This window comes from Streptomyces sp. NPDC094032, assembly GCF_040303965.1.
GTDB lineage: Bacteria > Actinomycetota > Actinomycetes > Streptomycetales > Streptomycetaceae > Streptomyces.
Window position 1 is genome coordinate 186,585 of the sequence record NZ_JBEOUE010000004.1, and the last position, 13,565, is coordinate 200,149.

At 69.5% G+C, this 13,565-nt stretch carries 12 protein-coding genes and 2 tRNA genes; 8 read left to right on the forward strand and 6 right to left on the reverse strand.

What is annotated here, in order from left to right:
- Positions 1–4: 4 nt before the first annotated feature.
- Both ABTZ54_RS08970 and ABTZ54_RS08975 read left to right on the forward strand, forming a co-directional pair.
- A complete protein-coding gene (locus ABTZ54_RS08970) occupies positions 5–478 on the forward strand; it encodes an HD domain-containing protein (RefSeq protein ID WP_351658851.1) in 474 nt (157 codons plus the stop codon).
- Between the two features lie 160 nt (positions 479–638).
- Positions 639–833, forward strand: a complete 195-nt coding sequence (locus tag ABTZ54_RS08975; RefSeq protein WP_351658853.1) for a hypothetical protein — start codon at positions 639–641, stop codon at positions 831–833.
- A gap of 11 nt (positions 834–844) precedes the next feature.
- Here ABTZ54_RS08975 and ABTZ54_RS08980 read toward each other — a convergent pair whose 3' ends face one another.
- The 4 genes from ABTZ54_RS08980 to ABTZ54_RS08995 form a co-directional block, all read right to left on the reverse strand.
- Positions 845–1,480 (reverse strand): amphi-Trp domain-containing protein, encoded by a 636-nt coding sequence (locus ABTZ54_RS08980; RefSeq protein ID WP_351658855.1) that lies wholly within the window; start codon positions 1,478–1,480, stop codon positions 845–847.
- 102 nt (positions 1,481–1,582) lie between these two features.
- Entirely contained in the window at positions 1,583–2,215 is a 633-nt protein-coding gene (locus tag ABTZ54_RS08985) for a cysteine peptidase family C39 domain-containing protein (protein WP_351658857.1), read from the reverse strand.
- Positions 2,208–2,711, reverse strand: a complete 504-nt coding sequence (gene cutA / locus ABTZ54_RS08990; protein ID WP_351658859.1) for a divalent-cation tolerance protein CutA — start codon at positions 2,709–2,711, stop codon at positions 2,208–2,210. The genes ABTZ54_RS08985 and cutA overlap by 8 nt, the downstream gene beginning before the upstream one ends.
- A gap of 310 nt (positions 2,712–3,021) precedes the next feature.
- Positions 3,022–3,095, reverse strand: a tRNA-Gly gene (locus ABTZ54_RS08995).
- Between the two features lie 133 nt (positions 3,096–3,228).
- On the opposite strand from ABTZ54_RS08995, the gene ABTZ54_RS09000 reads away from it, so the two are divergent.
- The 5 genes from ABTZ54_RS09000 to clpX all read left to right on the forward strand — a co-directional run bounded on the left by ABTZ54_RS09000 (position 3,229) and on the right by clpX (position 7,878).
- Positions 3,229–3,305 (forward strand) — tRNA-Pro (locus tag ABTZ54_RS09000).
- Between the two features lie 146 nt (positions 3,306–3,451).
- Positions 3,452–4,831, forward strand: coding sequence for a trigger factor (tig, locus tag ABTZ54_RS09005; protein WP_351658861.1), 1,380 nt, complete (start codon positions 3,452–3,454; stop codon positions 4,829–4,831).
- A 261-nt stretch (positions 4,832–5,092) separates the two neighbouring features.
- Entirely contained in the window at positions 5,093–5,710 is a 618-nt protein-coding gene (locus tag ABTZ54_RS09010) for an ATP-dependent Clp protease proteolytic subunit (RefSeq protein ID WP_351658863.1), read from the forward strand.
- 65 nt (positions 5,711–5,775) lie between these two features.
- Complete coding sequence (locus ABTZ54_RS09015; RefSeq protein WP_351658865.1) at positions 5,776–6,438, forward strand: ATP-dependent Clp protease proteolytic subunit; 663 nt, start codon at positions 5,776–5,778, stop codon at positions 6,436–6,438.
- A 156-nt stretch (positions 6,439–6,594) separates the two neighbouring features.
- Complete coding sequence (clpX, locus tag ABTZ54_RS09020; protein ID WP_150228190.1) at positions 6,595–7,878, forward strand: ATP-dependent Clp protease ATP-binding subunit ClpX; 1,284 nt, start codon at positions 6,595–6,597, stop codon at positions 7,876–7,878.
- Positions 7,879–7,995: 117 nt separating this feature from the next.
- On the opposite strand, the gene ABTZ54_RS09025 is transcribed toward clpX, so the two are convergent.
- Complete coding sequence (locus tag ABTZ54_RS09025; RefSeq protein WP_351658867.1) at positions 7,996–8,982, reverse strand: hypothetical protein; 987 nt, start codon at positions 8,980–8,982, stop codon at positions 7,996–7,998.
- A 138-nt stretch (positions 8,983–9,120) separates the two neighbouring features.
- Between ABTZ54_RS09025 and ABTZ54_RS09030 the strand changes: the two genes are divergently transcribed.
- Entirely contained in the window at positions 9,121–11,742 is a 2,622-nt protein-coding gene (locus ABTZ54_RS09030; RefSeq protein WP_351658869.1) for a valine--tRNA ligase, read from the forward strand.
- A 71-nt stretch (positions 11,743–11,813) separates the two neighbouring features.
- On the opposite strand, the gene ABTZ54_RS09035 is transcribed toward ABTZ54_RS09030, so the two are convergent.
- Positions 11,814–13,166, reverse strand: coding sequence for an XrtP-associated glycosyltransferase (locus tag ABTZ54_RS09035; RefSeq protein WP_351658871.1), 1,353 nt, complete (start codon positions 13,164–13,166; stop codon positions 11,814–11,816).
- Positions 13,167–13,565 lie beyond the last annotated feature (399 nt).

The following is a 13,565-nucleotide window of genomic DNA, read 5'->3' on the forward strand; positions in this document are numbered from 1 at the left end:
CGCCATGACCGCCACGACCGGCACCCCGAACCTCCTCACCCTCACCGAGATCGAGACCCTCGCCGTCGCCGCCCACGCCGGCCAGACCGACAAGGCGGGACGCCCGTACGCGGAGCACCTGCGGGCGGTCGCCGAAGGGGTACGGGCCCGGGGCGGCGACGAGCGGCAGATCGCGGCGGCCTGGCTGCACGACGCCATCGAGGACGAGGCGCTGTCCGCCGAGTGGCTGGCGGACGCGGCCCTGCCGCCGGAGGTCAAGGACATGGTGCGGGCCCTGACCAGGCGCCCGGGCGAGGACCCGGAGTCCTACACCCACCGCATTCTGGCCACCCCGGGCGCCCTCCTGGTCAAGCGGGCCGACCTCGCGCACAACGCGGACCCGGCCCGCCTGGCCCTCCTCGACCAGCCGACCCGGGACCGCCTGACCGCCAAATACGCCCGCACCCAGGCCCTGTTGGGCCTCACCCCGCCGTACTGATCAAGACGAATTTCGACAACTTGGCCGATTATCGACGGCGACGATTCGTCACCCGCCCGCGCTGGGCAGGTAGTTGGTGGCACGATAGATGCGGCGGGGGTGTTCTGTGGCGCACGCTCCCCGGCGGCAAGGCGGGAACCGACCGAGGGTGTGATCAGTTATGGCCATTTCGCTGTCTGTGGTGCTGCTTTTGGCGATCATCCTGGTGGTGCTGATCCGCGGCGGCAACCTCAAGGCCGGCCCGGCCGTCGTCGCGGTCCTCTTCGGCTTCTTCCTCGCCTCGACGGGCATGGCCGACGACATCCAGCGCTTCCTGGACTCGATAACGACGACGGTCGGCAACATCAAGTTCTGACCCCGCCCCCCTCACCCCTTCTTGGCGCCCGATTTCGCGGCGGTCTTGGCGGCCGGCTTCGTGACGGCCTTCTTGGCCGACTTCTTCACCGCCTTGGCGGCAGGCTTGCCCGCAGCCTTCTTGGCCACCGGCTTGGCGGCGCTCTTCTTGTCGGCGACCTTCTTGGCCACGGGCTTCGCCGTCGGCTTGGCAGGCTGCTTGGGCTTGGCTGCCGGCTTCTTGGGCACGGCCTTCTCGACAGCCGGCTTCTTGGGTGCCGCCTTCTCGACGGCCGGCTTCTTGGGTGCCGCCTTCTCGACGGCCGGCTTCTTGGGTGCGGCCTTCTCGACGGCCGGCTTCTTGGGTGCAGGCTTCTTGGGCGCGGCCTTCTCGGTGGCCGGCTTCTTGGCCTCGGGCTTCTTTGCGGCCGGTTTCTCCGGTTTGCCCGTAGCCCACTTGAGTTCGATCTCCAGCTCGATCTCCCCCTCCTCGATCTCGACCTCCACCTCGCTGTCGAGCTCGTCCGGGATCCGCAGGCTCAGCGTCCCGGCCCCCAGCTTCAGCTCGGCCTCCCCGCCCTTCCGGAGCGCCTCGGCGAGCGCGGCCAGCTGATCGGCGGCTTCGAGACGGGACAGCACACGCTTCTGCTCGAACTTCAGATCCTTCATGACGACCTCCGGCCCCCATACGCATACGGGATGGACGCTAATAAAGCGGACAGCGCCCATTCTTCAGTCCCGCACCGCACCCGGCATCCCACGGAAATCGACTCAGGCCCTTCCGGGCGACTGCGGAAGGCTCCTGGGCGCGATGACGATTCCTCGACCCGCGAAGAAGGCCGCGAAGGTGGCGACCGGTAGTTCCGCTCTCCGTGCTTCCTCGGTGTGACCCGAGGGGTTCCGGAAGGCGAGGGTGCCGCCGCTGTGGCCGGTGACGAGGACGAGGTGGCCGCCCTGCCCCGGCGCGGGGCGGTCGGGGCGTCGGATCTCCTTGTGAACGGACACGATCGCCTGATGGCCCTCGTCGAGAAGTTCGACGAGGCGCCCCATGGGAAGCACCGGGTGGACCCGGGCGTCGAGGCCGTGCACCTCCCGGGCGTACGCGACGGCGGGGGCGTAGATCAGGCCCCGGATCTGCCCGTCCTGCTCGGTGTAGGCGCCGTGGCGGAGGGCCCCGTCCCGCAGGGCGAACAGGCTCGGCGCGTGCCCGTCGCGGTGGTGGAGGGCCATGCGCAAGCAGGCCATGCCGCACAGGTGCCCGCACCAGCGCCCGTAGTCCTCCTGGTCGGCCGCCCCCGACTCGTGCCAGCGCGGATCCTCGGCCGGGTCGTGGCCCCCGTACACGATCGATGTGATGAGGTCGGGGCTCGCGTACTGGGTGGTCGTGGGGAACGTGTCAGACACGGGAGGGTTCCTTCCGGTGCGGGGCGTCGGTGATCAGCCGGTGGAAGGTGCGCAGGTCCACACCGCCGCCGGACAGCACGACACCGATCGTCCCGGATTCGTGCGGGACGGCCCTGGCCAGGATCGCGGCCAGCGCACACGCTCCGCTCGGCTCCACCACCAGCTTGAGGTGGCGGAAGGCAAAGGCCATGGCAGCGCGGGTGATCCACTCCAGGTATTCGGCCCGCCCGGCATCGATCCCGAACGCGATGACCTCCGGGGAGTCGTAGGGGTGCTCGGCCGCGATGTGCTCCTCCAGGGCATCGCGCCGGTCGGCGGCGGTGTGGAAGGTGATCTGCCACTCGGTGCCTTCGGAGACATCCCCGAGATGCCGGTACGTCGTCTCGATCGGGCCGGTCACCTGTCCGGACGCCGCGAGGGACGACTCGACCGCCGAGCGCGAGAGCTTTCGCGCGGCATCCTGAGAGTCCACGGTCGTGATCACGATCAAGGCCACCGTAGCCCGGGTGGACTTGAGACGCCGGGGAAACGGCCTTGGAGCTCAGCGGAGTCGCGCCGAAGAACGTAGAACGGTGCCGGCCGGCAAGGACGTTGCCGTGTGTGGTGGCGAAGATCAGCGCGTCCGGGACGGGGGCACGGGATGCGCGCCTTTCGGGTGCCGGTGGTTGATCACCAGCCATCCCCGCCGGGGGGGGGGGCTTCCTCGCGCGCTATCCCGCGTCATCCCGCGCACGGCGGTACGGAAACGGAAAGAGCCGGTCTCCGTTGTTCACGGAAAACCGGCTCTGACCAGGCAACTTGCCACGTGGAGCGGGCGACGGGAATCGAACCCGCGTAGCTAGTTTGGAAGACTAGGGCTCTACCATTGAGCTACGCCCGCACAGGGTGTGCCGCGAGGCCATCGGCCCCGGCGCACGGAGGTCATCGTAGCGGTTTCTCGTGGGTGCCCGCACACCCCCGGAAATGGGGGGCGTCGCACCGTCCCCGTCCATGTACCCTACGTGTCGCACCGACGGGGTGTGGCGCAGCTTGGTAGCGCGTCCGCTTTGGGAGCGGAAGGCCGTGGGTTCAAATCCCGCCACCCCGACCAGCCAAGATCACATTGTGGGCCGTGAGGCGCTTGCGGTTACTATGCAAGCTGCGTGCCCGTGTGTCTCTCTGACCGGGCCGATCGGCCGGAACCGCCCCCAGGTGGTACCGGCGAAACCAGGAATCAGCCACCAAGGAGACCGAACCGTGAAGAGCGCCGTGGAGACCCTGAACCCGACTCGGGTTCGGCTCACTGTCGAGGTGCCCTTCGAGGAGCTCAAGGACAGCCTCGACGCGGCGTACAAGAAGATCAACCAGCAGGTCACGGTCAAGGGCTTCCGTAAGGGCAAGATCCCGGCTCGCGTGATCGACCAGCGGTTCGGCCGTGGTGCGGTGCTGGAGGAGGCCGTCAACGACGCGCTCCCGAAGTTCTACACCGAGGCCGTCAACGAGGCCGAGGTCAACCCGCTGGGTCAGCCCGAGGTCGACATCACGGAGCTGAAGGACGGCGAGCTGCTGGCCTTCACCGCCGAGGTCGACGTCCGCCCGGCCATCGAGATCCCGGACTTCTCCGGCATCGAGGTCGAGGTCGACGCCGTCGAGGTCACCGACGAGGACATCGAGAAGTCCGTGGAGCAGCTCCGCGAGCGCTTCGCGTCCACCAACCCGGTCGAGCGCGCCGCCGCCGCCGGTGACGTCGTCACCATCGACCTGGAGGCCAAGGTCGACGGCGAGGTGCTGCCCGACGGTGTCGCCAGCGACGTCTCGTACACCATCGGTTCCGGCGAGCTCCTCGACGGCATCGACGAGGCCGTGACCGGCCTGGAGGCCGGTGGCGAGGCCACCTTCAGCTCGCAGCTGAAGGGCGGCTCCGCCGAGGGCAAGGACGCCGAGGTCACCGTCAAGGTCACCGCCGTCGCCGCCCGTGAGCTCCCCGAGCTGGACGACGAGTTCGCGCAGCTGGCGTCGGAGTTCGACACCCTCGACGAGCTCAAGGCCGACAGCCGCAAGCGCCTTGAGAACATGAAGCAGTTCGACCAGGCCACCCAGGCCCAGGAGCGCGTCCTGGAGAAGCTCCTGGAGCTGGCGGAGATCCCCGTCCCCGAGAAGCTGCTCGAGGACGAGGTCAACACCCGCAAGCACAACCTGGAGCACCACCAGCTCGGCCAGATGGGCCTGACCATCGAGAAGTACCTGGAGTTCCAGGGCAAGACGGTCGAGGAGTTCGACGCCGAGACCAAGGACCAGGCCGTCAAGGGCATCAAGACCCAGTTCATCCTCGACGAGCTGGTCAACAAGGAGAAGCTGAACGTGGAGCAGGAGGAGCTCACCGAGCACCTCATGCGTCGCGCCGCCTCCTCCGGCATGTCCCCCGACCAGTTCGCCCAGGCCGTCGTCCAGGGCGGCCAGGTGCCGATGCTGGTCGGCGAGGTCGCCCGCGGCAAGGCGCTCGCGCTGGTCGTCGAGGCCGCCAAGGTCGTCGACACCAACGGCGTCGAGGTCGACCTGTCCGACGAGGACGAGGAGCAGGCCGCCGAGACGGTCGAGGCCGTCACCGGCGAGGCCGAGGTCTCCGAGGAGAAGTAAGTCTCCCCGGGGGAGGCGCGAGGCTCCGGCCGCGCGCCGAACCCCGTGTCACGGGCCCGGACGCACTGCTGTGCGTCCGGGCCCGTGGACGTACCGGGGCCGGTTCATGCGCGCCCGCCCACCTTGCGCTCCCAGCGAACAGTTCGGGAACCGGGATGGCGTTGTCCTACCTGCGCGTTAGGGTCCATGAATACGAGGGCAATGCCCTCTGAACGAGACGCTGAGACGGCCCGGTGCCGTCGGAGACGAGCAGGTGGATACGTGACGAATCTGAAGCCTTACGCCGCGGGTGAGCCGTCCATCGGTGGTGGCCTCGGCGACCATGTCTACAACCGGCTGCTCGGCGAGCGCATCATCTTCCTCGGCCAGCAGGTCGACGACGAGATCGCCAACAAGATCACCGCCCAGATGCTCCTCCTGGCCGCCGACCCGTCCAAGGACATCTACCTGTACATCAACAGCCCCGGTGGCTCCGTGACGGCCGGCATGGCCGTCTACGACACCATGCAGTACATCCCCAACGACGTCGTGACCATCGGTATGGGCATGGCGGCCTCGATGGGCCAGTTCCTGCTCACCGGCGGCACCCCCGGCAAGCGCTTCGCGCTGCCGAACACCGACATCCTGATGCACCAGGGCTCCGCCGGCATCGGTGGCACCGCCTCCGACATCAAGATCCAGGCCGAGTACCTTCTCCGTACGAAGCAGCGCATGGCCGAGATCACCGCGCACCACTCCGGTCAGACCGTCGAGGCGATCATCCGCGACGGCGACCGTGACCGCTGGTTCACCGCGGACGAGGCCAAGGAGTACGGCCTCATCGACGACATCATCACGCACGCCGCGGGTGTTCCGGGCGGCGGCGGCACGGGCGCCTGAGCCCCGGCAGCCCGCCCAAGAGCCCCAGCCCCCCGCCGAACGCCACCAGGACGGTGAACACCCAGATGCAGAACAACCTCTCCCCGAGCGGCCTCTACACCGGCGCGCCGATGGACAACCGCTACGTCGTGCCGCGCTTCGTGGAGCGCACTTCGCAGGGCGTGCGCGAGTACGACCCGTACGCGAAGCTGTTCGAGGAGCGCGTGATCTTCCTCGGCGTGCAGATCGACGACGCCTCGGCCAACGACGTCATGGCGCAGCTGCTGTGCCTGGAGTCGATGGACCCGGACCGCGACATCTCGATCTACATCAACAGCCCCGGCGGCTCGTTCACGGCCCTCACGGCCATCTACGACACGATGCAGTTCGTGAAGCCGGACATCCAGACGGTCTGCATGGGCCAGGCGGCCTCCGCCGCGGCCGTGCTGCTCGCCGCCGGCACCCCCGGCAAGCGGATGGCCCTGCCGAACGCCCGTGTGCTGATCCACCAGCCCTCCGGCGGCACCGGCCGTGAGCAGCTCTCCGACCTGGAGATCGCGGCCCGCGAGATCCTGCGCATGCGCACCCAGCTGGAGGAGATGCTGGCCAAGCACTCCTCGACGCCGATCGAGAAGATCCGCGACGACATCGAGCGCGACAAGATCCTGACCGCCGAGGACGCCCTCGCGTACGGTCTGGTCGACCAGATCGTCTCGACCCGCAAGAGCACGGCCGCCGCCGCGCACTGACGCTCGACCTTCCCTCGCCGTGGTTGGTGTGGCCGAATCCCGTCCATGCCAACCGCGCCAAGGGGGGCCCGAACGGGGGGCCCGGCAAGGTACCGTCGAATATGAGGCACCAGGAGTCGCTGAACCAAGCACTCCCAGGCGAAGGGGAAGCACCTCGTGGCACGCATCGGTGATGGCGGCGATCTGCTCAAGTGCTCGTTCTGCGGAAAGAGCCAGAAGCAGGTGAAGAAGCTCATCGCGGGACCCGGTGTGTACATCTGCGACGAGTGCATCGACCTCTGCAACGAGATCATCGAAGAGGAACTCGCGGAGACGAGCGAGGTGCGCTGGGAGGAGCTTCCCAAGCCCCGCGAGATCTACGAGTTCCTGGAGGGCTATGTCGTCGGCCAGGAGCCGGCGAAGAAGGCCCTCTCAGTCGCCGTGTACAACCACTACAAGCGCGTCCAGGCCGGCGAGAACGGCGGCGCGCAGGGCAGGGACGACGCCATCGAGCTGGCGAAGTCCAACATCCTGCTGCTCGGCCCGACCGGCTCCGGCAAGACGCTCCTGGCGCAGACCCTGGCCCGGATGCTCAACGTCCCGTTCGCCATCGCGGACGCGACGGCGCTGACGGAGGCCGGCTATGTCGGCGAGGACGTCGAGAACATCCTGCTCAAGCTGATCCAGGCGGCGGACTACGACGTCAAGAAGGCCGAGACCGGGATCATCTACATCGACGAGATCGACAAGGTCGCCCGTAAGAGCGAAAATCCGTCGATCACGCGCGACGTCTCGGGCGAGGGCGTGCAGCAGGCCCTCCTCAAGATCCTGGAGGGCACCACGGCCTCCGTCCCGCCGCAGGGCGGCCGGAAGCACCCGCACCAGGAGTTCATCCAGATCGACACGACGAATGTGCTGTTCATCGTGGGCGGCGCCTTCGCGGGCCTGGAGAAGCTCATCGAGTCGCGTGCGGGCGCCAAGGGCATCGGCTTCGGGGCGACCATCCGCTCGAAGCGCGAGATCGAGGCGAGCGACCAGTTCCAGGAGGTCATGCCGGAGGACCTGGTGAAGTTCGGGATGATCCCCGAGTTCATCGGCCGTCTCCCCGTCATCACCTCGGTCCACAACCTGGACCGCGAGGCCCTCCTCAAGATCCTCGTCGAGCCCCGTAACGCCCTGGTCAAGCAGTACCAGCGCCTCTTCGAACTCGACGGCGTGGAGCTGGACTTCGACCGCCCGGCCCTGGAGGCCATCGCCGACCAGGCGATCCTCCGCGGCACCGGCGCGCGCGGCCTGCGCGCCATCATGGAGGAGGTCCTCCAGTCGGTGATGTACGAGGTCCCGTCCCGCAAGGACGTGGCCCGCGTGGTCATCACCGCCGACGTGGTCCGCAACAACGTCAACCCGACGCTGGTCCCGCGGATCGTGAAGAACGACGGCAGGCACGAGAAGTCCGCCTGACCCGCAGCGACGAGAAGGGGCGCCCCGCCGAACGGCGGGGCGCCCCTTCGTCATTGACGTCCGGTCAGGCCGTGGCGCCGGATCGTGCCGGGGCGCCGGTCAGGCCTTGGTGGCCGGTCAGGCCTTGACGCGGACTTCCTTGCGCAGCTTCGCCGCGGTGGCCGCCGCGTCCTCGGCGGAGCCGCCCTTGCCGGAGAGCATGGAGGCCATGTCGACGGGGACGACGAAGCCCACCGTGCTGTGGTCGGCCCACACGCACATGGTCATGGCGAACGCCGGGGTGGACTGGGCAGGGTCGGCCTTGGTCTTGGCCTGCTGGCACTTCAGCACCGCGCCGTCGAGGCCGGCCGGCTTGTAGGCCTGCGGGCTGCCCTCCAGCTGCATCTCGCCGTCCTTGCCCTTGTCCTTGTCGGCCTCGGTCTTGATGCCGGCGAAGATCATGTCGACGACGCCCTCGGGGTCCTCGATCTCGCCGTACAGACCGTCGAAGGAGAGCAGCTTGCCGGCCAGCGGGTTGGACTTGTCCTCGACCTTGTAGGAGGCGCTCACCTCCTTGGCGTTCTTGACGCCGTTCTTCTCGGCCTCCTTGAGCGACTTCTTGTCGCCCTGGCTCTCGGAGCCGGCGCTCGCGTCCTTCTTGTACTCGCCGAGCACCGTCTCCGGCGTGATCAGCTTGTGCGGGCCGTCGTCCGCGACGGAGGAGCCGCCACCCCCGCCGATCACGAAGTACGCCGCCACCGCTATCGCCGCGACCGCGGCCACGCCGCCGATGATCCAGCCGGCCTTGCTCTTCTTGGCGGGCGGCGGCGGAGGCATGTACCCGCCCGGGCCCTGCGGGGCGCCGTACTGCGGCTGCTGGCCGTACGGGCCGGGCTGCTGCGGCTGGCCCTGCTGCGGGTAGCCGTACGGGGGCTGCTGCGGCGGCACACCCTGCGGGGCCTGCTGGGGGTATCCGTAACCGGGCTGCGGGGCCTGCGGGGGCTGACCGTACGGACCGGGCTGCGGCGGCTGCTGGCCATAGGGGCCGGGCTGCTGCGGCTGCTGGCCGTACGGGCCGGGCTGCTGGGGCTGGCCGCCGTACGGGCCCGGCTGGTTGTAGCTCATGGACAGGTTCCCCTCACAAGATGTTTATGTCTGGCGAACATCCTGTCGGAAGCCGTGTGCCACCGGGGCGGCGGGGGCCACACCGTTACGGAACAATCGAGTTTCAGGACCACCCCCGGATCCCCCTAAACTGGCCCGGTGACCGAGAACACTCAGCAGCAGACGACAGCCACCCCCGAACTGCCGACCGCGTACGCGCCGGCCGAAGTAGAGGGGCAGCTGTACGCGCGCTGGGTAGAGCGGGGCTACTTCGAGGCGGACGAGAAGAGCGACAAGCCGCCGTTCACCGTCGTCATCCCGCCGCCGAACGTCACCGGCTCGCTCCACCTGGGCCACGCCTTCGAGCACACCCTCATCGACGCCCTGACCCGCCGCAAGCGCATGCAGGGCTTCGAGACGCTGTGGCAGCCGGGCATGGACCACGCCGGCATCGCCACCCAGAACGTCGTCGAGCGCGAGCTCGCCAAGGAGGGCAAGTCCCGCCACGACCTGGGCCGGGAGGCGTTCGTCGAGCGCGTCTGGCAGTGGAAGGCCGAGTCCGGCGGCCAGATCTCGGGGCAGATGAAGCGCCTCGGTGACGGCGTCGCCTGGTCCCGCGAGCGGTTCACCATGGACGAGGGCCTGTCCCAGGCCGTCCAGACCATCTTCAAGAAGCTCTACGACGACGAGCTGATCTACCGCGCCGAGCGCATCATCAACTGGTGCCCGCGCTGTCTGACCGCGATCTCCGACATCGAGGTCGAGTACCAGGACGACGACGGCGAGCTCGTCTCCATCCGGTACGGCGAGGGCGACAACGAGATCGTCGTCGCCACCACCCGCGCCGAGACGATGCTCGGTGACACGGCCGTCGCCGTCCACCCGGACGACGAGCGCTACCAGCACATGATCGGCACCGAGATCGAGCTGCCGCTCACCGGCCGCCGCATCCCGATCGTCGCCGACACGCACGTCGACCCGGCGTTCGGCACCGGCGCCGTCAAGGTGACCCCGGCGCACGACCCGAACGACTTCGAGATCGGCCAGCGCCACGACCTGCCGTCGATCGCCGTCATGGACGAGCACGCGGTCATCACGGTCCACGGCCCGTTCCTCGGCCTGGACCGCCTGGAGGCCCGTTCCGCCATCGTCGCCGCGCTGCGCGCCGAGGGCCGGATCGTCGCCGAGAAGCGCCCGTACACCCACTCCGTCGGGCACTGCTCGCGCTGCAAGACCACCATCGAGCCGCGGCTTTCGATGCAGTGGTGGGTCAAGGTCGGCCCGCTCGCGAAGGCCGCCGGTGACGCGGTCCGCGACGGCAAGGTCAAGATCCACCCGCAGGAGATGGAGAAGCGCTACTTCGACTGGGTCGACAACCTGCACGACTGGTGCATCTCGCGCCAGCTGTGGTGGGGCCACCGCATCCCGGTCTGGTACGGCCCCAACGGCGAAGTCGTCTGCGTCGGCCCGGACGAGCAGCCGCCGACCGGCGAGGGCTGGACCCAGGACTCCGACGTCCTGGACACCTGGTTCTCCTCCGGCCTGTGGCCGTTCTCCACGCTCGGCTGGCCCGAGCAGACCGAGAGCCTCAAGAAGTTCTATCCGAACTCGGTCCTGGTCACCGGCTACGACATCCTCTTCTTCTGGGTCGCCCGGATGATGATGTTCGGTCTGTACGCGATGGACGGCACCCCGCCGTTCCACACCATCGCCCTGCACGGCATGGTCCGTGACCAGAACGGCAAGAAGATGTCGAAGTCCTTCGGCAACGTGGTCAACCCGCTGGACTGGATGGACACGTACGGCTCCGACGCCGTCCGCTTCACCCTGGCCCGCGGAGCCAACCCCGGTGTCGACGTCCCGATCGGCGAGGACTGGGTCCAGGCGTCCAGCAAGTTCGCCAACAAGATCTGGAACGCGACGCGCTTCGCGCTGATGAACGGCGCGACGATCGAGGGCGAGCTGCCCGACCCGTCCGAGATGACCGCCACGGACCGCTGGATCCTGTCGCGGCTCAACGAGACGGTCGCGGACGTCGACGCGTTCTACGACGACTACCAGTTCTCGAAGCTGTCGGACGCGCTGTACCACTTCGCGTGGGACGAGGTCTTCGACTGGTACGTCGAGCTGTCGAAGACGACGTTCTTCGCCGGCGGCGAGGGCGCGCGGGTCTCCGGCCGGGTCCTCGGCGAGGTCCTCGACGTCATGCTGCGGCTGCTGCACCCGGTGGTCCCCTTCGTCACCGAGACGCTGTGGACCACGCTGACCGGCGGCGAGTCCCTCGTGATCGCCGACTGGCCGAAGGACAGCGGCTTCCGCGACAGCGCCGCCGAGCAGGAGATCGCGCTGGTCCAGCGGGTCATCACCGAGGTCCGCCGCTTCCGCAAGGAGCAGGGTCTCCAGGACGCGCAGAAGGTGCCCGCCCGTCTCACGCTGGACGGCACCCCGCTCGCCGCGCACGAGGCGGCCATCCGCCAGATCCTGCGCCTCCAGCCGGAGGGCGAGGGCTTCGCGGCCACCGCCACCCTGCCGGTCGCCGGGGCCGAGGTCGCGCTGGACCTGTCCGGCACGATCGACGTCGCGGCCGAGCGCAAGCGGCTCGCGAAGGACCTGGCCGCCGCCGAGAAGGAGAAGGCGCAGGCTCAGGGCAAGCTGGGCAACGAGGCGTTCCTGGCCAAGGCGCCGGACAACGTGGTCGACAAGATCCGTGGCCGCCTCGCCAAGGCGGACGAGGACATCGCCCGCATCCAGGCGCAGCTGGAGAAGCTGCCGCAGGCGTAACGAGCGATACGAGCGGTACGCGGAAGGGCCCGGAACCACGACTGGTTCCGGGCCCTTCCGCGTACCCCTCCCTACGACTCCGTGGCGACGGGCCCCACCCCGGCGGTCTCGGCGTTGCGGCGGGTCTTGGCCCAGCCGGTGCGGCCGCGCAGGAGCCGGACGAAGCCGCGGGCCGAGACGATGAAGAGGTGGTAGGCGTACAGCCACAGGGTGAAGCCCCACAGCAGGCCCTTGAGGCGGGAGCGGTCGGGGGCGAACTCGCGCCGGTAGACCGGGCCCCACAGCAGGAACGGGACGATCGAGAACAGCGCGAGGACCAGGGCGAGGGGCCACGCGGCGAGCAGGACCTCGGCCGCGCCGCCGCCGGTGACGAGCGCGAACAGCATGAGCGCGGTCAGGACGAGCGTCGCCAGATGGGCGATGGGCTGGAAGAACGTGTACAGGGACTCCAGGACGCCGGACGCCTTGTAGTGGCGGGACCCGATGATGCGGCCGGAGTAGCGCACGCACTGGATGTTGCCCTGGGCCCAGCGGGTGCGCTGGGTGAGGAAGCGGCGGGTGTACGGGAGGGCCTCCTGGCTCACCCAGGTGTCGGCGATGTGGGTGACCTGGTACCCGGCGAGCCGCATGTGCAGGCCCAGCTCGTAGTCCTCCAGGAGCGCGTCCTGCTGCCAGGGGCGGCGCTCGGCGGCGGCGATCCGGTCGAGGGCGGTGAGCCGGGTGAACTGGCCGTTGCCGCCGAGGCCGACGGATCCGGTGCGGCGGCGCAGCAGCTGCATGCCGGTGTTGGAGACGGCGAACTCGGCGTCCTGCATACGGATCAGGAGCCGGGCGTACGCGTTGGCGGCGCGGCCCCGGTCGGGCAGCGGGCGCTCGTCGTCGACGTTGCGCATCCGGACGCCGATCTGGACGCCGCCCATCTCGGGGTCGCCGAAGGCGTCGGGGCCGCTGACATGGGTGAGGGCGTCGGGGGAGACCTGGCCGTCGGCGTCGACGACACAGACGATGACGCGGGCGCGGTCCTCGGCGCCGCTCTCGGCCAGGTGGACGTTGAGGGCCTCGTACGCGGAGTTGAGGGCCGCGCCCTTGCCGATGCGGGCGTCGGGGCGGCGCCGGGAGACCAGGTGGACCCTCGGGTCCCGGTCGGCGAGCGCGGTGACGATCGGCGCGGTGAGGTCGTCGCTAGCGTCGTCGATGACCCACACATGGGAGCCGGTGAAGTCGGCGCGCAAGCGGGCGACGGTGGTCGCGATGACGGCTTCCTCGTCACGGCACGGCACGAAGAAGTGCCAGTCGAAGGCGGCGGGGTCGCCGCTCTCGGCGGGCCTGCGGCGCGCGTAGGCGTGCCGGGCGCCGGCCCAGTAGACCAGGAAGCCGGCGAGGAGGAGGAACGGGAAGACGTAGAGCACGAGGTGGAGGCTCATGGGGGTGATCTCCGGTGGGGCGGGGGCGTACGGGGCGGGCGGGGGGCGGCCGGGTCGGCCAGGTGGCCGGGGTGCGCGAGGTGGCCGAGGGGCCGGGGTGGCCGGGGTGCGTGGGTCGGCCGGGGTGGCCGGGTTGCGCGGGTCGGCCGGGGTGGCCGGGGTGCGTGGGTCGGCCGGGATGGCCGGGTTGTACGGGTCGGCCGGGATGGCCGAGTTGCACGGGCGGCCAGGTGGCCGGGGTGGCCGGGGTGCGTGGGTCGGCCGGGGTGGCCGGGTTGTACGGGTCGGCCGGGGTGGCCGAGTTGCACGGGCGGCCAGGTGGCCGGGGTGGCCGGGGTGCGTGGGTCGGCCGGGGTGGCCGGGGTGCGCGGGGTGGCCAGGGTGGCCGGGTTGCGCAGG

What these genes read in the sequence shown, in the direction of transcription:
- ABTZ54_RS08970 (WP_351658851.1), top strand. Translation starts at nt 5, where the DNA reads ATGACCGCCACGACCGGCACCCCGAACCTCCTCACCCTCACCGAGATC.
- ABTZ54_RS09025 (WP_351658867.1), bottom strand. Translation starts at nt 8,982, where the DNA reads ATGAGCTACAACCAGCCGGGCCCGTACGGCGGCCAGCCCCAGCAGCCC.
- ABTZ54_RS08980 (WP_351658855.1), bottom strand. Translation starts at nt 1,480, where the DNA reads ATGAAGGATCTGAAGTTCGAGCAGAAGCGTGTGCTGTCCCGTCTCGAA.
- ABTZ54_RS09035 (WP_351658871.1), bottom strand. Translation starts at nt 13,166, where the DNA reads ATGAGCCTCCACCTCGTGCTCTACGTCTTCCCGTTCCTCCTCCTCGCC.
- ABTZ54_RS09015 (WP_351658865.1), top strand. Translation starts at nt 5,776, where the DNA reads ATGCAGAACAACCTCTCCCCGAGCGGCCTCTACACCGGCGCGCCGATG.
- ABTZ54_RS08975 (WP_351658853.1), top strand. Translation starts at nt 639, where the DNA reads ATGGCCATTTCGCTGTCTGTGGTGCTGCTTTTGGCGATCATCCTGGTG.